Below are 19,642 nucleotides of genomic sequence, written 5' to 3'. Positions count from 1 at the left end.
CTGCTGCAGCGCTAGCCCAGGACCTCGCTCAAGGGAATAAAACCCACTTCGTCACCTTCGACCAGGGTTCTCCCCTCAAGCACTTCAACCAGTCCTTCAGCCCAGGCCGCGCTGCGCAACACACCTGAGCTTTGATTGCGGTAGATGATCGCCCGACCGTTCTCGATGCGACCTCGCAAATATTCTCGTCGACCACCTGCCTTCGGCCAATCGAAGCCGGCTGGCACCTTGAACTTGAGCGGCGTTACCGCCTGAACACCCTGACGGCGTAACAAGTAAGGGCGGGCCAACAGGGCGAATGTCACCAATGTCGAGGCAGGGTTTCCGGGCAGGCCTATCACGGGCACACCACGAAAATGCCCGAACGTCAGCGGTTTCCCGGGTTTGATGGCAAGTTTCCAGAGCGCGAGTTCACCCTCTTCGTGCAAGGCGGCCCCCAGGAAGTCAGCCTCCCCCACCGATACGCCGCCAGTGGACAGGATCAGATCGACATCCGACAACTGCCCCAGACGCTGTCGGGTGGCGGGCAAGTCGTCGGGCAGAATACCTGCGTCGACCACCTCACAACCCAGTTGCTGCAACCAGCCACAGAGCAGTACGCGATTGCTGTTATAGATCTGGCCAGGGCCCAGCGCCTGACCTGGCTCTACCAGTTCGTCGCCGGTGGAGAGCACTGCAACACGCACCTTGCGCACCACCTCCAGCGACGCGCAGCCAAGAGATGCCGCCAGCCCCAGTTCGATCGGCCCCAGGCGAGTACCGCAGGAGAGAACCGTTTCTCCGACAGTTGTCTCCTGCCCCTGGGGGCGGATGTTTTGCCCGCTCACCATGGGCTCGGTGAAGCGTATGCGCAGGTCATCTTCAACCACGGTGTTTTCCTGCATCTCGACGCAGTCAGCGCCGGCAGGGACAGGCGCTCCGGTGAAGATCCGTGCACAGGTTCCTGCGGCCAGCGGCTCCGGGGCCTGACCGGCGAAAATTCGCTGACTGACCACCAGCGGCTCACCTGTGCAGTCAGCCAGCCGCAAGGCGTAGCCGTCCATGGCGCTGTTGGGCCATGGCGGCAAATCAAGGGTCGATACCACATCTTCTGCAAGCACCCGGCCTTGCGCCGCGGCCAAAGGCAAACGTTCACGCTGGACAATCGGCGTAGCCGCCGCCATCTCGAGCAAACGCTCCAACGCCACCTCCACGGCCATCAGGGCACCGGCCTTGCCCGGTTTACCCACGGGATTCACAAGGCGCTGCCTGTTTCAGATGGGCCACGAAGTTACATGGACGATGCCGCGCATCCAGTTGCTCGGCCAGTATCCCGTCCCAGCCAGTGCGCACCGCGTTGGTTGAGCCAGGCAGGCAACAAACCAGCGTGCCATTGGCCAGACCTGCCAGCGCCCGAGACTGGACGGTGGAAGTGCCTATGTCCGCCACCGATATTTGGCGAAACAATTCACCGAAGCCGTCGACCTGCTTGTCCAGCAGGCACGCGACGGCTTCCGGAGTGCTATCTCGCCCAGTGAAACCGGTGCCGCCCGTAATCAACACCACTTGCACCACGTCCTCGGCGATCCAGTTCGCGACTTGCGCGCGGATCTTGTACAAATCATCTTTGAGCAGAACCCGCGCCGCCAGGTTGTGACCGGCCGCCGTGAGTCGATCGACAAAGACCTGCCCGGATGTATCGGTTTCGAGGGTGCGGGTATCACTGACTGTCAGCACCGCGATATTGAGCGGCACGAAAGGTACATCAGCCTTGGCTTTCATAGGCTCGTCCAGTTGTAGAGGAAACAGCCCGGTGTTATATCACAGCGCTTCATTTTTTCGCCTGTGCGGAGATACGCCATGACCTCGAACACTTCCTCGCCATCATGCTCCATCCTGCTGCTGGCGGGTGGGCGCGGACAACGCATGGGCGGGCAGGACAAAGGCCTGGTGGAGTGGCAGGGCGAACCATTGATCGCCCATCTGCATAGACGGACCCGAGCACTGAGCGACGACCTGATTATCTCCTGCAACCGCAACCCGGAACGCTATGCGCTGTATGCCGATCAATTGGTGCATGATGATGAAGGGGGCTTCCCCGGCCCATTGGCAGGCATCCGGGCAGGCCTCAAGGTGGCACGATACCCGTCTCTGTTGGTGCTGCCGTGCGATGTACCGAAAATCGACTCCAGCCTGCTTGACAGCATGCTCAGCGAGGCAAGCCTGCATCCCGACAAACCCTTGATGGTACGTCACGGTGAACACTGGGAACCGCTGCTGTGCGTCATTCCTGTAGCGCTGGCACCGGCCTTCGAACAGGCCTGGAGCGAAGGCGAACGCAGCCCGGGTCGCATCATGCGGGCGCTGCATGCGGTTGCACTGCAATGCCCTGCCAACGATATTCGCCTGGCAAATCTGAACACGCCGGAACTGCTCGGCGGCCACAAAGGTGTGTCAGATTGACACTAGCCAGGAACTTGCGCGCGATGTATACGTCTGAAGGTCAGTAACTTGAAGAATCCTATTTCGGAGAAACACCATGACTCAACGGACCCTCGCCACTTTCATGCTCGCACTGGGCCTCGCCACTCTCGCCGGGTGCGCATCGCCAACAGTGATTACCTTGAATGACGGTCGCGAAATCCAGGCCGTCGACACCCCCGAGTACGATGAAGACACCGGCTTCTACGAATTCGAGCAACTGGACGGTAAAGAGACTCGCGTGAACAAGGATCAGGTTCGTACCGTTAAAGACCTGTAATTTTTAACGCCACAGCCAGATACAGAAAAGCCCGCGATATTTGCGGGCTTTTTGATGCCTGTTCGAAAGTCAGCCCGATTACCACTGCAAGCTGATATCACTTTGAAATACACGTTCCTGGCCAGTGACAGGATCGATAAAACTCAACCCCTGGGCCAGCAGCTTGAGCGGGTTGGCGTAATCGTCCTCCACGTCCCGCAGCACCTCCGGGTAGAACGGATCGTTACAGATAGCCGCCCCGAGGGCATTCATATGCACTCGCAACTGGTGCTTCTTGCCCGTGACCGGAGACAGACCATAGCGCCACAACTCGCCGTTTTTTTCCAGGACTTCGATGGCCGTTTCGGTATTGGGCGCGCCCGGCCCTTCCTGCATCCGGAAGAACGGCTCGCCATCGATCATTCGGCTCTTATGCACCCGAGGGAAGGTCATCTGAGGCAACGCAGGGGCTATGGCCTGGTAGCGTTTCTCGATTTTGCGCGCTGGAAACAGCGACTGATAAGCCGAACGGGTCTGTGGGTTGGCTGAAAACAACACCAGCCCGGCCGTATGCCGGTCGATACGGTGCAAGGGCACCAGATGGGGATTGTCCAGACGTCGGATCAGACGTCGCAACAGCGTCTGCTCGACATACTCGCCGGCTGGCGTGACAGGCAGAAAATGCGGCTTGTCCGCCACCACCAGATGTTCGTCGGCATACAGAATCGATTCCACGACCGGGATCGGCTTCTCGTCAGGCACCTCACGAAAGTAGTGGATGCGCAGGCCTTCCCGATATGGCAGGTCGGCAGCAATGGCCTTGCCCTCTCCGTCCAATACCCGGCCCCGGATGATCCGGTCCTGCCACTGCTCGCGACTGATGGTGCTGAAATGCTCGCACAGGCACTCAAGCACCGTCTGCCAGGAGCCGGGCGGAAGATACAAGGTGCTGGCCTGATGGTGAGCGGCGCAAAACGATGACCGGGACATTGGAAACTCTAATCTTCTGGCAGGGTGGCATTATCCGTCAGCCGCGCAAGCCAGCCCAGCAATGATTGCTTCACGCCGGGATCGACGTCGTCTTGGCTGCCGCTTCAGTGAACTCTTTCAACCAGCGCAGCACTTCCACCGCCTCCCAGCGACCCGGATCGTACAACGCATACAACAAGCCCTGGTAACCCACCACATCCAGCTGCTTGTGGTAGCCGGCACGCTGGAACAATGCTTCGATCTCGGCGAAGCAGGTATTGAAATGCAGTTTGTTGAAGGGCGTCTTGCCTTCGGTGACCAGCCCGTCCAGGCGCAACTCCTGGACCGCCTCGCGCACAACGTCCACGGACATCCTGTTCACGCTGTTTTTCAGTTGTTCGACATTGACCAAGGGACACACTCCGGATAGCTGTATAGGCATACAGTAACCGAAGAAGGGGATTTTCGCCAATGGCCGTGTCCGGAATCGACGTACGCAGGGAGTCAGCGCAGAAAGTCGGCAACCCGATCAGGATCGTCGAAAGGCCAATCCAGCTCCGCGCCATTGTCTACCCTGCGCAGCACCGGGATTCGCAGCCCATAACGTTCGGACAAATCCTCGCTCTCGGCGATATCCACCAGTTCCACCAACAATCCATGCTCGACGAAAGACATCAACACACTTTCGGCAACTTCACAAAGATGACAACCCAGGGTGCCGAACAACTGGCATTCAGGAGGCATGGCAGGTAGACCCACAAAAAAGAGATGGTCATTCTAGGCCCCCTCCGCGAAACCGTCGAGCCGGGTAATATGATGCCCGGTGCTTCGGTAAAACGCTGATGCAAATCTTTGAGCGCCAATACTTTTCCGGCACTGCCCGGCGCTTTTTTTCCTTCTACGCTGTGTGGCGCAAACCTTGAAACGGAGTACCCCTTGTTTGCCAATCTGCTGATCATTCTTGCCTCGTCCCTGGTGGTCATCGCCCTGTTCAGGCGCCTGCGCCTGCCGCCGGTACTGGGTTATCTGTGTGTCGGGTTGGCGGTCGGCCCCACCGCCCTGGACTGGGTGAACGACAGCGAAGAACTGCCAGACCTGGCCGAGCTCGGGGTGGTTTTCCTGTTGTTCTCGCTGGGGCTGGAGTTCTCCCTGGCGAAGATGATCGAACTGCGCAGGGTCGTGTTCGGCCTTGGCAGCCTGCAGGTGCTGTGCTCAGGGATACTGCTGGGCAGCCTGCTGCTGCTCTTCGGCGCCCCACCTGTCGCGGCCATGCTGCTCGGCGCCGGGCTGGCCTTGTCATCCACCGCGATTGTCAGCAAGGAGCTGACCAGCCTGGGGGAAATATTCAGCAGCCATGGCCAGAACGCAATCGGTGTGCTGCTGTTTCAGGATGTCGTCGCGGTGTTGCTGTTGACCCTCGTCCCCGTGTTCGCCGGCAGCAGCGAGCAACCATGGTACTGGGCGTTGCCCCTGACCCTGGGCAAGACCCTGGTGCTGTTCGGCGGTTTACTGCTGGCCAGTCGTCTGCTGCTACCACGGCTGTTCCATGAAGTGGCCGAATCCCGGTCCGCCGAGCTGTTCGTGCTGCTGGCCCTGGTGATCGTATTGCTGACAGCGTGGCTGACCCATCTGCTGGGCCTGTCACCGGCGCTTGGGGCGTTTCTGGCGGGCATGTTGTTAGGGGAAAGCCACTACCGACATCAGATCGAGGCCGACATACGGCCGTTCCGCGACATTCTGCTGGGGCTGTTTTTCGTCAGCATCGGCATGCTGATCGATCTGCAGTTGTTTGTGGAGGACGGCTTGCTGATCCTCGGGTTGACCCTGGGATTGATGCTTCTCAAAGGCTGCGTGGTCGCAGTGCTGGTGAAGTGGCAAGGGGACGACGGCGAAACCTCCTGGCGCAGTGGTCTGGCCCTGGCCCAGGGCGGCGAATTCTGTTTTGCCCTGATGGCACTGATGCAGCAGAACCGCCTCATGCCCGCCGACATCAGCGGCCTGCTACTGGCAGCGACCTTCTGCTCGATGCTGCTGACGCCACTGCTGCTGCGTGCCGCGCCGCGCATTGCTGCCCGCCTGCACCGCAAACCCAACGAAGAGGCACAGCTGGACCAGATAAGCGCACTCAATGCCGATTTGTCGGGGCATGTGGTCATTTGCGGGTATGGCCGTGTCGGCCAGTCAATCGGGAGGTTTCTGCGCAGGGAACACCAGGCCTTCGTGGCCCTGGACGACGATCCGGTCATCATTCAGGAAGCCAGTGTCGGGGAAAGCTGCGTGCACTATGGAGATTCACGCCGGGGTGACCTCCTGACCGCCGTCGGGCTGAGTCGCGCCAAACTGTTGGTGATCGCCGTGGACAAAACCGACATCGCCATCAGCGTGCTCAAGGAAGCCCGCCGGCTCAATCCGCAGGTGCCGATTCTGGTGCGCACCCGCGATGACAGCCAATTGGCGGAGTTGCAGGCTGCCGGGGCCAGCGAAGTGGTCCCCGAGTTGCTGGAGTCAAGCCTGATGTTGGCCTCCCACGCCCTGATCATGCTCGGGCTGCCGAACCAGCAGGTCCAGCAGCATGTGGATCAGGTCCGCCACGACCGCTATCGCTTGCTACACGGTTTTTATCCTGGGAATCAGGACAAAGAGCCTTAGGATCAGTCCTGACTGACCGCGCCGATCTTGTGGATCGAAAGGTCGGCGCCGTAATACTCCTGCTCCTGAGTCAGCCGCAGTCCCACCACAGCCTTGATCGCACCATAGACCGCGAACCCGCCGCACAGGGCCACGACAACGCCCAGCGTGGTGCCGATCAGCTGGCTGATCAAACTGACCCCGCCCAGGCCGCCCAGAGCGCTCTGACCGAAGATGCCGCAAGCAATGCCGCCCCAGACACCACACAACCCGTGGAGCGGCCAGACACCGAGCACATCGTCGATCTTCCACTTGCCCTGGGCCGCGGTGAAAAACCAGACAAACAAGGCACCGGCGATCGCGCCGGTCACGAGTGCGCCGATCGGGTGCATCAGGTCCGAACCGGCACAGATCGCGACCAGCCCGGCCAACGGACCGTTGTGCAGAAAGCCGGGGTCATTGCGTCCGACGACCAACGCCGCCACAGTCCCGCCGACCATGGCCATCAATGAATTGATCGCCACCAGCCCGCTCACCGCCGGCAGCGTCTGGGCGCTCATCACGTTGAAGCCGAACCAGCCGACAATCAGGATCCACGACCCCAAGGCCAGGAAAGGAATACTCGATGGCGCGAACGCCACCAGGCGACCGTCCCGGTAACGGCCGTTACGCGGCCCCAGCAAGAGCACGGCCGCCAGCGCCAGCCATCCGCCCATGGCATGCACGACCACCGAGCCGGCAAAATCATGGAAGCCAGCGCCGAACTGGGCCTGCAACCAAGCCTGCAGGCCGAAATTGCCGTTCCAGACCACGCCTTCGAAGAATGGATACACAAACGCGACGATCAACACCGTGGCACACAACTGAGGCGCAAATCGGGCACGCTCGGCAATACCGCCGGAAATGATCGCTGGGATCGCGGCGGCGAATGTCAACAGGAAGAAAAACTTCACCAGGCTGTAACCGTGATCGACGTTGAGCACCGCAGCAGGTTGCAGGAAGGTCACGCCGTAGGAAACCCAGTAGCCCACGAAGAAATAGGCCAGAGTGGAGACGGCGAAATCACTGAGGATTTTCGACAGAGCATTGACCTGATTCTTCTGGCGGACGGTCCCCACTTCAAGGAAGGCGAAACCGGCGTGCATCGCCAGGACCATGACCGCACCGAGCAAAATGAACAGTGTGTTGGAGCTGTGGACCAGAGTGCCCACAGCGCTTTGAATATTTTCCATGGTGTTGGCAGACCTGAAAAGTTGAGAAAAGCACCAAACCAGTTCATTCGCCCTGCCCGCGCACCAAGTCGAAACATCGCCTCGAAGAATCGATGAACCGAATGAGTGCACAAAAACCGACAAGGCGGTGTTCCGCTGGGAGTGCTTCGCGGATTCTGATTTTCTGGGTTAAGGTTTTACGGGCTGACGCCCAGCTTCAGCGCACAGGCGCAGGGGGACGCACCAGTACACGGCAAAACCCTGAGCAAAAGTTGTACCAGTCAGTTTCACTGAACCTTCCGGTATGGCTCATACTCGAACGCTTCAGACGTCACTTACGGAGATTCCCCCATGGCCAGAACCCAGGCAAAGACTGCTCAAGAAATCCTGATGGAAGATTTTCAGACGCTGGTCAGCGACACCGAACGGCTGCTGGATCACACCGCGACACTGGCTGGCGACCAGGCCGATGAGCTGCGCAGTCAGATCCATGAAACCCTTCTGCGCGCCCGCGAGACCCTGAAGTTGACCGAAGACTCGGTGCGTGAACGCGGCCAGGCGGCGGTGATCGCCACCGAGGAATATGTTCAGGCCAATCCTTGGCAATCCGTCGGCATCGCCGCGGGCGTGGGCTTTCTGATTGGCCTGCTGGCGACACGGCGCTAATGATGGGCATTGACGAATCCGGCTCGTCCGAAGCGGGCACACAACCTACAGCACGCCGCCTGGGCGCAGCGTTTCTCGGATTACTGCACAGCCATGTCGAATTGTTCGGCATCGAATTGCAGGAACAGAAGGCACGCACAGTCAGCCTGTTGTTGTTCGCAGGGCTGGCGCTGGTGTTTGCGCTGTTGCTGCTGGTCGGGCTGTCGGCGCTGGTACTGATCCTGGTATGGGATACCTATCGTCTGGCGGGAATTATTGGCCTGTGTCTGTTTTATCTGCTGGCCGCCCTGTTCTGCGGTCTGCGACTCAAGGCAGCGATCTATGATGAGTCCTCACCCTTCCATGCCACTCTGGAAGAATTGGCCAACGACCGGGAGCGCCTGTTGCCATGAGTCTGCCTGATATTCCTCAAGCCCGGACACGACAGGAAATGCGCAAGGCGCTGGTACGTCTGCGCATGGAAATGCACCGACAGGAAATCCGCCAGGAAACCCGCCAACTGCTGCAACCTCTGCAACGGGTGCGCGGTTTCACTCAAAGCTGGCACGAGGGTTTCGGCATCAAGCACGCGCCGCTCTGGGGCGTGGCGGCGGTGTCCTTGCTCGGCTTTCTCACCGGCAAACGGACCCGCAGCGGCCGCACCAGCAGCCTGACGGGACTGATCCGGCTGGCAACGACCCTGCTGCCGCTCATCAAGCTGGCCAAAAGTGTGCGCAAACCCTGACGTAGCAATAGCCTATAGGCCTTGCGAGGTGCCCCGCGAACCGCGAAGCTAAGACATCGACCTTATCAAACGGAGCAACCAGCCTTGGATTGGCACACCCTGCTGACTCGCGAGCGCCTCGGAAAAACGCTGCACAGCCCGGAAGAGTTGGGCCGCAGCCCGTTCCACAAAGACCATGACCGCATCATTTTTTCCGGCGCGTTCCGGCGCCTCGGACGCAAGACCCAGGTGCATCCGGTCTCCAGCAACGACCACATCCACACACGCCTGACCCATTCGCTGGAAGTCAGTTGCGTGGGGCGATCCCTGGGCATGCGCGTGGGGGAAACCATCCGCAGCGCCCTGCCTGACTGGTGCGAGCCAAGTGACCTGGGCATGGTGGTGCAATCGGCCTGCCTGGCCCATGACATCGGCAACCCGCCATTCGGTCATTCCGGTGAAGACGCCATCCGCTATTGGTTCCAGCAGGCCGCCGGCCGCGGTTGGCTCGACGCCATGACCGAGGCCGAGCGCAACGACTTTCTCAATTTCGAAGGCAACGCCCAGGGGTTCCGGGTGCTCACCCAGCTTGAGTATCACCAGTTCGACGGTGGTACGCGGTTGACCTATGCCACCCTCGGCACTTACCTCAAATACCCCTGGACCGCCCGTCACGCGGACTCCTTGGGCTACAAAAAGCACAAGTTCGGTTGCTACCAGAGCGAACTGCCGTTGCTGGAACAGATCGCCCACAAGCTTGGCCTGCCTCAACTCGAAGACCAGCGCTGGGCACGGCATCCGCTGGTTTACCTGATGGAAGCCGCCGATGACATCTGCTACGCGCTGATCGACCTGGAAGATGGCGTGGAAATGGAGCTACTGGAATACTCGCAAGTGGAGTCGCTACTTCTGGACCTGGTGGGCGACGATCTTCCCGACACTTACCGTCAACTTGGACCACTGGACTCGCGAAGGCGCAAACTGGCGATCCTGCGAGGCAAGGCCATCGAACATCTGACCAACGCCGCCGCCAGGGCTTTCGTCGAGCAGCAGCAAGCGTTGCTGGCCGGTACGCTACCAGGGGACCTGGTGGAACACATGCATGGCCCAGCCAAACGTTGCGTATTGAATGCCAAGGACATGGCGCGCAAGAAAATCTTCCAGGACAAGCGCAAGACCCTGCATGAGATCGGCGCCTACACCACGCTGGAAATCCTGCTCAACGGGTTTTGCGGCGCCGCCCTGGAGCAACATGGCGGTCGCACGCCTTCGTTCAAGAATCGGCGAATTCTCGATCTGCTGGGTAACAACGCGCCCGATCCGAACGGTTCGTTGCATGGTGCATTCTTGCGGATGATCGATTTTATCGCCGGGATGACTGACAGCTACGCCAGCGAAATGGCTCAGGAGATGACGGGCCGTACTCGCCAATGAGAGGGCGTCCGTGGCAAGCCTGGATGTGAAGGCGCAGCAGTTGAGGTTTGACAGGCCCGCCCCATGGGGCGGGGTAAACGGCAATGGAGCGTCGCACTCGCTTCTGAAAAGTCGACGACCTGCCATTAATACTGAATAAAACCCTTGCTCTATTTGTTTATATAAACAACATACTGAAAGAAATCTCCCCTCCCAAACGGGCAATAATTCCCCTTCCTAGTTCATTCACCTACTAAAAACCCAATCACACCGTAGTACCCCGCCTCTTTTTTTGTAGGAAACTTCTGAAATTGAATATGTATGCCTGTCTCCTCATACGACCCCGGCATTAACTGGGCTAAGGTGCGCGCTTTATTAAGCTCGTAGGGACTTTATTCATGAACTCCGTTTTCATTGTCGACGACCACCCGGTCATCCGCCTCGCCGTTCGCATGCTCCTGGAGCATGAGGGCTATAAGGTCGTAGGGGAAACTGACAACGGTGTGGATGCGATGCAAATGGTGCGCGAATGCATGCCGGACCTGGTCATTCTGGACATCAGCATCCCCAGGCTTGACGGGCTGGAAATTCTCTCACGGTTCAACGCCATGACCACACCCCTTAAAACATTGGTGCTCACCGCTCAGTCCCCAACGCTTTTCGGTATCCGGTGCATGCAATCCGGTGCCTCTGGATACGTTTGTAAACAGGAAGACCTCAGCGAGCTGGTCAGCGCAATCAAGGCGGTGTTGTCCGGTTATAACTATTTCCCCAGCCAGGCACTGAACCCGGTCCGCCAGGACGATCCTCGCAGCATAGAGCTGGATCTGTTCAAGAGCGTCAATGACCGAGAGTTGATGGTGCTGCAACTTTTTGCTCAGGGGCGCACCAATAAGGAAATAGCCAAAGGTATGTTTCTCAGTAATAAGACCGTCAGCACCTACAAAAAAAGATTGATGCAAAAACTCAAGGTCAAGTCCCTGGTAGAACTGATTGAAATGGCGAAGCGCAACGCGCTGGTGTGAGAAAAGACCGGATGCTCAAATGCATAAGTAGATGCCTGCTGCTATTAAGCGCGGGGTTATATGCGCACGGCCTCATGGCGACGCCGGGCATGCCCGAGCACTACACGCTTTTGGGTCGTTCGACGGCGGCTCATGTCGAGGTGCTGCTGGATGACGCTCACCGTAGCCTGTTACAGGACCGGCAGGAATTGGTACTGGGGACTTCTGCCCCTGATTATCCGCCCTTCGATCTGTCCACCAGCGGGCAAGACTACGAGGGCATGACCGCCGACTACGCCGGCGTCATCGCCAGGGCGATCGGTCTGCCAATGCGGGTTTTGCGTTTCGCGACCCGGGACGAGGCCATTGCTGCCCTCAAGAATGGAAAAATCGACATGCTGGGTACCGCCAATGGTTTCGAAGCTCGCACCCCCGGCATTGTGCTATCGACCCCTTATGCAGTGGACCAACCCGTTCTCGTCACCCGGACGAATGAAAGCCGTTCCCTGACTGAAGATCTCCAGGGATTGCGGCTGAGCATGGTTTATCACTACCTGCCGCTGCGGGAAATCGAAAAGCTTTATCCCAAGGCAATCATCAGCACCTACCCCTCCTACCAGAACGCCATAAACGCCGTCGCTTTTGGCCAGGCGGATGTCTTTCTCGGCGATACCATTTCCACCCACTACATGATCAGCAAGGGTTACCTGAGCAACATCCGCATGGCCAGCTTCGGCAAGCATGAGTCCTATGGATTCGGTTTCGCGGTTCGAAGTCTCGATACCCGGCTGCTGGAGGCCATCAATGCCACGCTGAACCAGATTTCCATCACCGAGCAAGCGGCCATTTCCAAGCGCTGGAGCGCTGGCAGCGACTTGTATCTCACGGAACACAAGATACAACTGACTGCCCGGGAGCAACGCTGGCTGGCACGGCACCCGGTGGTGCGAGTCGCGGTAAACGAAACCGCGGCGCCCTTCACTTTTTTCGACGCCGATGGTGATTTTCGTGGCATCAGTGCCGACCTGCTGGAGCTGATCCGGTTGCGCACCGGCATCCGCCTGGAGATCCAGCGCACTCAGAATGACAGCGAAATGATTGCCGCGGTCCTGAACGGTCAGGTCGACATGATTGCAGCGCTATTACCGAGCAGCGAGCGGCAACAACAATTGAAGTTCAGCCGCCCCTACGTCGACAGCTCATTCGTCCTGCTGACCCGCAAGCAAGCCGACACCCCGGCAACCCTCGACCAGTTCGGGGACCGAAGCCTGGCCATCACTCAAGGCAATCCGATCATTGAATGGCTACGCAGCCAGTACCCAGACATCAAGATCATCGAAACCGACGACCCTCTCCATGCCGTGGAAATGCTCGCCAAGGGTCAGATCGACGGCAGCGTGAACTCTCTGGTCATGGCCAACTACTTGATCTCGTCGCACTCGTTGCGAGACACCTTGCAAATCAGCAGTACCGTAGGAACTCGCCAGGCCATGTTCTCGTTGGCCACTGCCAAAGACGCCGTGGAGCTGAACTCCATTCTCGACAAAGCCCTCACCAGCATCGACCCAGACGAACTGGGCGTGATCAATAATCGTTGGCGAGGTTACGTGTCAGCATCGGAACACGCGTGGCGCACCTATAACCGCCTGTTTTTCCAGATCGTCGCCGGCGTCGGCCTCTTGCTGCTGCTGTCACTGGCATGGAATGCCTACATGCAGCGCCAGATCAGGCAACGTCAACGGGCGGAGCTGGCCCTCAATGACCAGCTTGAGTTCATGCACTCGCTGCTCAACGGCACCCCTCACCCGATCTACGTCAGAGATCGCAACGGTTTCCTGCAAAGTTGCAATGACAGCTACTTGCAGACGTTCAATATGAAACGCGAAGAGGTCATCGGCAAGAACGTCATGCCTGGGTCCATGAGCAATGCTTTCGAAGCGCAGGAGTACCAGGCGGACTATCAGCGGGTCATGGCCGAAGGCACTCCGCTGGTCATGGATCGCCCGTTACATATCGGGGATGACAAACTGACCATCTATCACTGGATTCTCCCCTACCGAAATTCCAACGCCGAAGTGCAGGGCATCATTGGCGGCTGGATCGACATCAGCGAACGACGCCAACTGTTCGATGAACTGCGCGCCGCCAAGGAGCGGGCCGATGATGCGAACCGCGCCAAAAGCACGTTCCTGGCGACCATGAGCCATGAGATCCGCACCCCCATGAACGCGGTGATCGGCATGCTGGAGCTGGCTTTGAAACATGCCGACAAGGGCCATCTGGACCGCTCGACAATAGAAGTGGCGTACGAATCGGCTTCCGGCATGCTGGAGCTGATCGGCGATATCCTGGACATTGCACGGATCGAGTCAGGTCACCTGAGCCTGGCGCCCGAACGGGTCAATCTCAGGGCCTTGCTGCAATCGGTCATACGGGTTTTCGAAGGCGTTGCCCGACAGAAGAACCTGGCATTGTCGCTGCTGTTCGACCCGGCCGAAGGCAACCCGGACGTCCTGATAGACCCCTTGCGATTCAAACAGGTGCTCTCGAACCTCATCAGCAATGCCCTCAAGTTTACCGAACAGGGTCAGGTTCAAATCAAGGTCCAACTGTCCCCGGCCACCCCGGATGACACCCTGCACATGCAACTGGAGGTCAGCGACAGCGGCATCGGCATCAGTGCGGCAGACCTGCAACGTCTGTTCGAGCCGTTTTCCCAGGTCGACAATACCGGCCGGATGGCGCGAACGGGCGCAGGACTTGGCCTGGTGATCAGTCGCAACCTGTGCCAGATGATGGGCGGCAGCCTGCACATGAGCAGCGAGCCGGGCATCGGTACCCGGGTCCAGATTTCACTGCAACTGACTACCCTGCCGACCTCCACGGTTTGCGTACCCCCGGAGCCCGTCGTTGAAACGGCCACGGCGGCCTTGAGCGTTCTGATCGTGGATGACCATCCGGCCAATCGCTTGTTGATGTCGCAGCAACTGGAGTACCTGGGTCATCACCATCAGGTCGCCCATGATGGCGCACAAGGGCTCAAAGCCTGGCATGAAGGGGATTTCGACCTGGTCATCGCCGATTGCAACATGCCCATCATGAGCGGCTACGAACTGGCCAGTTCGATTCGTCGTCATGAGTGCGAACGCGAACTGCCGCGCTGCACCATCCTGGGGTTTACCGCCAACGCACAACCGGAGGAGAAACAACGCTGCCAGGACGCCGGAATGGACGACTGCCTGTTCAAACCGATCAGCCTGAGCGCCCTGAGCCAATGGATGAAAACGGTCAGATCCACCAGCCGGCCCAAGGCTTTCAATGTGCAAAGCCTGCAGACCTTGACCGGTGGCAACCCCTTGTCCATCCGGCGCCTGTTGGAAGAGCTGCTCAGCAGCAATCGCTCGGACCGCCGGGAGTTGCTCGATATTGCCCGCAGTGGGGACCGACAGGCACTGACCGAGGCCGCACACAAAATAAAAGGCGTCGCCCGAATAGTGCAGGCGACCTCGTTGATACAAAGATGTGAGGCGCTGGAACACGCCTGCCGCCAGGCACAGGGTGCGCACCCCATTGGCGAATGTACCGAGGCGCTCGACCAGGCCATGACCGAACTGGAGCGCGCCCTGGAAACAGAGATCGCCAAGGCAAAATAATCCAGCGTTTACTATGCTGATCGCTCAGCAGTGCGCACCAGGGGCGTTCTCAATTGGCATCCCCCGGCGCGGCAGGGAATGAGTTGGGAACGCCCACCAACACTTGGAGTGACTGCAATGCCCAGCGCACCGCGTCCGCAACAACGCCGGTTCCCCTTGCACGTGCACATCAGCGTGATGTTTACGCTGCTCATGCTGCTGACCGGTGCGGTGCTAGGCCTTTTCAACTATCACCAGACAACGCAAATCATCCTGTCCAGCAGTGAAAAACTGTTCAACCGCATCGAGCAGGACGTACGCCTGGATTTGTATGACACCTATGAACCCATCCGCCACCTGTTGGGCCTGCTGGCCGATTACCCGGCGACACATGAACCCAGGATAGCTCAGCGCCTGGCCCTGCTCGCCCCCTTCAGCCAGGCACTGCGGGACAACCCGAACCTGTCGTCGCTGTACCTGGGCGACAGCAATGGCGACTTCCTGATGGTCCGCCCCTTGCGCACCGAAACCCTGAAGACCGCACTTAACGCGCCGGCCAACGCGGCCTACCAGGTCTGGACCGTGGATCGGACAGCTACCCCCGGCCAGGTTCGTGCCCAGTCGCTGTTCTACGACCAGAACCTGACGCTCGTTAGCCGTCAGGACATTGCCGACGAATCCTACGATCCGCGCAATCGAGGCTGGTTTCGCAGCGCGCTGGACAGCGCCGAGCAAATCACCACCGAACCCTACGTCTTCTTCTCCACCCAAAACCTGGGCACCACCCTCGCCCGGCGCAGTGGCGCACAGGCGGTCATCGCTGCCGACCTGACCCTGGCGTCCCTGTCCCAGACCCTGGCCAAGCACAGGGTGACCGCCGGCACCGAAATTGTGCTGCTCGACCCCCAGGGCAATACAGTCGCCTACCCCGACAGTCAGCGGCTGATCACCGACACCCAGTCGGCACGCCTGATCAAGGCACGCGACCTCAGCCCGGCCATCGCCGCCGCACTCGACGACAACACCGACACCCCACGCCTGGAGGCAGGTGGACGCCAATGGATCGTTTCGCGCAGCCACATGCAGGAAGGCGGACCGCAGGGCCTGGAACTGGCGTTGTTGGTCCCTGAAGATGAGTTGCTGGCCGATGCCTATCGCATGCGCTGGCAAGGCGCGCTGATTACCCTGGCCACCCTGCTCCTGTGCCTGCCCCTGGGCTGGTTGACCTCCAGGATCCTGGTCAAGCCCCTGCGCGCACTGGTGCAGGAGGCCGACGCCATTCGCAGCTTCGATTTCAACTACCCAGTGTCCCGTCGCTCCCCCGTGCTGGAGGTCGATCAGTTGGGCGTTTCGATGGCGCGAATGAAAGAGACCCTGGCAAGCTTCTTCGAAATCACCGCCAGTCTGCGCGCTGAAACCCGCTTTGCCCCATTGCTGGAGCGGGTGTTGTTCGAGACGGTGAAAATCGCTCAGGCCCAGGCCGGCCTGATTTACCTGCGCGAGAACGATGACGATCGGGTCAGGCCCTACGGGCTGGTCATCGATGGAACGCCTCGGGACCTTGCAGCCTTCGAGTTGCAAGGCCATGCGCTCAAGGCACCGGACAGCCCGCCATGGCTGCAGCAACTGGACGCCGCGGACAACCTCGTCACCTCGCTGGGCTTCGAGCAGGCCGCCGACCTCAAGAGTGTCTTGCTGGCACTGGACGCCCCTCGGGTTCATCTGATCGGCATCCGCCTGCGCAATCGCCACCAGGAAACCGTCGGGGTTCTGGTGCTGCTGATCACCGACAGCGGTACTGAAGCCGACCTGGAAAAACTGCAGCCGGACCGTATCGCTTTCCTGCAGGCCGTGTCCGGCGCCGCCACCGTGAGCATCGAAGGCCAGCGCCTGCAAGCCCGGCAAAAACAACTGCTCGATTCGTTCATTCAACTGCTGGCCGGGGCGATCGATGCCAAGAGTCCTTACACCGGAGGTCATTGCCAGCGGGTTCCAGCCCTGACGCTGATGCTCGCCCAGGCCGCCGCTGCCAGCCAGGCGTCGGCATTCCAGGCCTACCAACCCACGGAGGATGAGTGGGAAGCGCTGCACATCGCCGCCTGGCTGCACGATTGCGGCAAGGTCACCACCCCCGAGTACGTGGTCGACAAAGCCACCAAACTGGAAACCCTGAACGACCGGATCCACGAGATCCGCACGCGCTTCGAGGTGCTCAAGCGCGACGCCTGGGTCGATTACTGGCAGGCCCTGGCAACGGGTGGCGAGCCGTCATCCCTGGCCCAGCGACGCGACACCACGCTAGTCCGCCTCGATGACGACTTTGCCTTCGTCGCCCGCTGCAACCTCGGCTCAGAGGCCATGGCCGACGCCGACCTACAACGCTTGCAAGATATCGCCCAACGCCCCTGGACCCGGACCCTGGATGACCGCCTGGGGGTTTCCTGGGAAGAGAACCGCCGCCAGGCACGTACCCCCAAGCCTACGCTTCCAGTGACTGAACGGTTGCTGGCGGACAAGCCCGAACACTTGCTGGAGCGGCTCGAAGCCGAGCTGATCCCGGCGGACAACCCATGGGGTTTCCAGCTCGATGTGCCGCCCTGGAAATACAACCGCGGCGAACTGTACAACCTCAGCATCAGACGGGGCACGCTGACTCGAGAAGAGCGTTACGTCATCAATCATCACATGGTGCAAACAATCCTGATGCTCAGCCAGTTACCCTTTCCCAGCCATTTGGACAACGTGGCGGAGATCGCCGGCGGGCATCACGAGAAGATGGACGGCACGGGATACCCCAAGCGGCTCAAACGCGAGGAAATGAGCCTGCCTGCGCGCATGATGGCGATTGCGGACATATTCGAAGCGCTGACGGCTGCCGATCGCCCTTACAAGAAGGCCAAGAAACTGAGTGAAGCCCTGGGCATCATGGCCACCATGTGCCGTGACGCCCACATCGATCCAGAGCTGTTCGGGCTGTTCATCGATGAAAAGATCTACCTGAGCTACGCCAACCAGTTTCTCGATCCGCGCCAGATCGATGAAGTCGACCCGGACAGCCTGCTGGCCAAAGCGGGGCTCAAAGCATGAAAGCTATCCCTGTAGGAGCTGCCGAGCCAAGCGAGGCTGCGATCTTTCTGCTGACGTTTGAATCTCACGCGAAAGATCAAAAGATCGTCCGAACGCGGCCCGAGCCTTCGCCAGCTCCTGCAGGAAGCGGGTCAGCAGTCTGTCAGGCGCAGGAAAATCTCGGCCAGTTGTTCAATACCGGCCCGATCATGCTCAGTAAATCGTGCCAGTTTCGGACTGTCCAGGTCGAGCACGCCGATCAGGCGCCCGCCCTTGACCAGCGGCACCACCAGTTCGCTGTTCGATGCGCTGTCGCAGGCGATGTGCCCGGCAAAGGCGTGGACGTCTTCGACACGCTGGGTCTGGCGGGTCGCCGCCGCTGTCCCGCACACACCACGGCCAAAGGGAATTCGCACGCAGGCGATCTGTCCCTGGAATGGGCCCAGCACCAGTTCTTCGTTGCGATTGAGGTAAAAGCCTGCCCAGTTCAAGTCGTCCAGCTGACTGAACAGAAAGGCCGAAAACTGCGCGGCATTGGCGATGAAGTCCCGCTCATCGGCCAACAAGGACTCAAGCTGTGCCGCTAACAAGCCGTAGCCGTCGAGACCTTCGCCCGTACCTTTCAAATCGATCATGCCTTACTCTCCAGAAGTTTGAGGCCCACCCAATATCGGGCAAACTGATAAGCGCAACGTCCGTTGCGGTTGCCGCGCCCGGTGGCCCAACGCACTGCCTGCACATCCAGCGCTTCATCACGCTGCCAGGCCAGCCCGGCCTTGGCCGCCAGCTCGCCGATCCAGTGCTCCACCACGTTGAGGAAATGCTCCTGGGTAAACGGATAAAACGACAGCCACAACCCGAAACGGTCAGACAATGCAATCTTGTCCTCCACGGCCTCGCTGGGGTGAAGCTCGCCATCGACCCGCTTCCAGTTCTCGTTGTCGCTTTCCTTTTCCGGCACCAGGTGACGGCGGTTAGAGGTGGCGTACAACAGCACGTTGTCCGGTGCCTGTTCCAGAGACCCGTCCAACACGCTTTTAAGAACGCGGTAATCGCCCTCCCCGGATTCGAACGACAGGTCATCGCAGAACAGCACAAAGCGCTGTGGCAGTTTTGCGATTTGTTCGACCACCCGCGGCAGATCGGCCAGGTGATCGCGCTCGATCTCGATCAACCGCAAGCCATGCTGGGCATGTTCGGCCAGCAACGCGCGCACCAGAGACGACTTGCCAGTGCCACGCGAGCCCCACAGCAACGCATGGTTGGCCGGCAAGCCGTCGATGAACTGCTGGGTGTTGCGACCCAGCTGTTCAACCTGACGATCCACGCCAATCAGGTCCGACAGACGCATGTCGAGGCTGACTTCAAGCGGCAGCAGGTAACCACTGCGCCCGTCGCGCTGCCAACGGGCCGCCAGCGTCCGGGTCCAGTCGATAGTCGGCCGTGGAGCGGGCAACAAGGGCTCTATGCGAGCCAGCACCGCATCGGCACGCTCAAGAAAAGCATTCAATCGAGAGTCCACGTCTTCTCCTCGGACAGGTTCACAGTGATGATGGCGCAACAGCGACGAAACGCCGTACCCAATGGCGGGTCTATCCCACACAACATAAACCGGCTGCATCGGTATCCAG

At 59.7% G+C, this 19,642-nt stretch carries 18 protein-coding genes; 10 read left to right on the top strand and 8 right to left on the bottom strand.

Features of this window, described 5'->3' with window-relative positions:
• Positions 1-11: 11 nt before the first annotated feature.
• On the bottom strand, positions 12-1,238 hold the full coding sequence (gene glp, locus BM132_RS23030) for a molybdopterin molybdotransferase MoeA (RefSeq protein ID WP_092458972.1): 1,227 nt from the start codon (positions 1,236-1,238) through the stop codon (positions 12-14).
• The gene (gene moaB / locus BM132_RS23025; RefSeq protein ID WP_047226393.1) at positions 1,222-1,761 is read right to left on the bottom strand and encodes a molybdenum cofactor biosynthesis protein B; all 540 of its coding nucleotides are present in this window, start codon (positions 1,759-1,761) and stop codon (positions 1,222-1,224) included. The genes glp and moaB overlap by 17 nt, the downstream gene beginning before the upstream one ends.
• A 78-nt stretch (positions 1,762-1,839) precedes the next feature.
• Here moaB and mobA point away from each other — a divergent pair, with 78 nt between their 5' ends.
• Complete coding sequence (mobA, locus tag BM132_RS23020; protein ID WP_092458970.1) at positions 1,840-2,442, top strand: molybdenum cofactor guanylyltransferase MobA; 603 nt, start codon at positions 1,840-1,842, stop codon at positions 2,440-2,442.
• 76 nt (positions 2,443-2,518) lie between these two features.
• On the top strand, positions 2,519-2,740 hold the full coding sequence (locus BM132_RS23015) for a YgdI/YgdR family lipoprotein (protein ID WP_047226391.1): 222 nt from the start codon (positions 2,519-2,521) through the stop codon (positions 2,738-2,740).
• A gap of 78 nt (positions 2,741-2,818) precedes the next feature.
• On the opposite strand, the gene BM132_RS23010 is transcribed toward BM132_RS23015, so the two are convergent.
• From BM132_RS23010 to BM132_RS23000, 3 genes are all read right to left on the bottom strand, one after another.
• The gene (locus BM132_RS23010) at positions 2,819-3,709 is read right to left on the bottom strand and encodes a pseudouridine synthase (protein ID WP_092458968.1); all 891 of its coding nucleotides are present in this window, start codon (positions 3,707-3,709) and stop codon (positions 2,819-2,821) included.
• 70 nt (positions 3,710-3,779) lie between these two features.
• Positions 3,780-4,100, bottom strand: a complete 321-nt coding sequence (locus BM132_RS23005) for a transcriptional regulator (RefSeq protein WP_047226389.1) — start codon at positions 4,098-4,100, stop codon at positions 3,780-3,782.
• 92 nt (positions 4,101-4,192) lie between these two features.
• Positions 4,193-4,432: a glutaredoxin family protein gene (locus tag BM132_RS23000; protein ID WP_092458966.1), complete on the bottom strand. Its 240-nt coding sequence runs from the start codon at positions 4,430-4,432 to the stop codon at positions 4,193-4,195.
• Between the two features lie 192 nt (positions 4,433-4,624).
• On the opposite strand from BM132_RS23000, the gene BM132_RS22995 reads away from it, so the two are divergent.
• Positions 4,625-6,337 carry a cation:proton antiporter gene (locus BM132_RS22995; protein WP_092458963.1) on the top strand — a complete coding sequence of 571 codons (1,713 nt, stop codon included), beginning with the start codon at positions 4,625-4,627 and terminating at the stop codon, positions 6,335-6,337.
• A 2-nt stretch (positions 6,338-6,339) separates the two neighbouring features.
• On the opposite strand, the gene BM132_RS22990 is transcribed toward BM132_RS22995, so the two are convergent.
• Positions 6,340-7,548 (bottom strand): ammonium transporter, encoded by a 1,209-nt coding sequence (locus BM132_RS22990; RefSeq protein ID WP_092458961.1) that lies wholly within the window; start codon positions 7,546-7,548, stop codon positions 6,340-6,342.
• A gap of 330 nt (positions 7,549-7,878) precedes the next feature.
• On the opposite strand from BM132_RS22990, the gene BM132_RS22985 reads away from it, so the two are divergent.
• The 7 genes from BM132_RS22985 to BM132_RS22955 all read left to right on the top strand — a co-directional run bounded on the left by BM132_RS22985 (position 7,879) and on the right by BM132_RS22955 (position 18,032).
• Positions 7,879-8,193, top strand: coding sequence for an ElaB/YgaM/YqjD family protein (locus BM132_RS22985; RefSeq protein WP_047226385.1), 315 nt, complete (start codon positions 7,879-7,881; stop codon positions 8,191-8,193).
• Positions 8,194-8,195: 2 nt separating this feature from the next.
• Positions 8,196-8,585 (top strand): phage holin family protein, encoded by a 390-nt coding sequence (locus tag BM132_RS22980; protein WP_047226384.1) that lies wholly within the window; start codon positions 8,196-8,198, stop codon positions 8,583-8,585.
• Complete coding sequence (locus BM132_RS22975) at positions 8,582-8,917, top strand: hypothetical protein (protein WP_047226383.1); 336 nt, start codon at positions 8,582-8,584, stop codon at positions 8,915-8,917. The genes BM132_RS22980 and BM132_RS22975 overlap by 4 nt, the downstream gene beginning before the upstream one ends.
• An 84-nt stretch (positions 8,918-9,001) precedes the next feature.
• Positions 9,002-10,330: a deoxyguanosinetriphosphate triphosphohydrolase gene (locus BM132_RS22970; RefSeq protein ID WP_092458959.1), complete on the top strand. Its 1,329-nt coding sequence runs from the start codon at positions 9,002-9,004 to the stop codon at positions 10,328-10,330.
• 377 nt (positions 10,331-10,707) lie between these two features.
• The gene (locus BM132_RS22965; RefSeq protein WP_047226381.1) at positions 10,708-11,334 is read left to right on the top strand and encodes a response regulator transcription factor; all 627 of its coding nucleotides are present in this window, start codon (positions 10,708-10,710) and stop codon (positions 11,332-11,334) included.
• 74 nt (positions 11,335-11,408) lie between these two features.
• Positions 11,409-14,966 carry a transporter substrate-binding domain-containing protein gene (locus BM132_RS22960; RefSeq protein ID WP_092458957.1) on the top strand — a complete coding sequence of 1,186 codons (3,558 nt, stop codon included), beginning with the start codon at positions 11,409-11,411 and terminating at the stop codon, positions 14,964-14,966.
• Positions 14,967-15,083: 117 nt separating this feature from the next.
• Positions 15,084-18,032, top strand: coding sequence for an HD domain-containing phosphohydrolase (locus BM132_RS22955; protein WP_092458955.1), 2,949 nt, complete (start codon positions 15,084-15,086; stop codon positions 18,030-18,032).
• Between the two features lie 131 nt (positions 18,033-18,163).
• Here BM132_RS22955 and BM132_RS22950 read toward each other — a convergent pair whose 3' ends face one another.
• Positions 18,164-18,646, bottom strand: coding sequence for a GAF domain-containing protein (locus BM132_RS22950; RefSeq protein WP_092401892.1), 483 nt, complete (start codon positions 18,644-18,646; stop codon positions 18,164-18,166).
• Positions 18,643-19,533 (bottom strand): ATP-binding protein, encoded by an 891-nt coding sequence (locus tag BM132_RS22945; RefSeq protein ID WP_092401895.1) that lies wholly within the window; start codon positions 19,531-19,533, stop codon positions 18,643-18,645. Before BM132_RS22945 ends, BM132_RS22950 begins: the two co-directional genes overlap by 4 nt.
• Positions 19,534-19,642 lie beyond the last annotated feature (109 nt).

This window comes from Pseudomonas sp. NFACC45 (assembly GCF_900113505.1).
GTDB classification, from domain to species: Bacteria; Pseudomonadota; Gammaproteobacteria; order Pseudomonadales; family Pseudomonadaceae; genus Aquipseudomonas; species Aquipseudomonas tehranensis.
The sequence above is the reverse complement of the archived record's forward strand: the minus strand, read 5'-3'. Positions and strand labels throughout refer to the sequence as shown.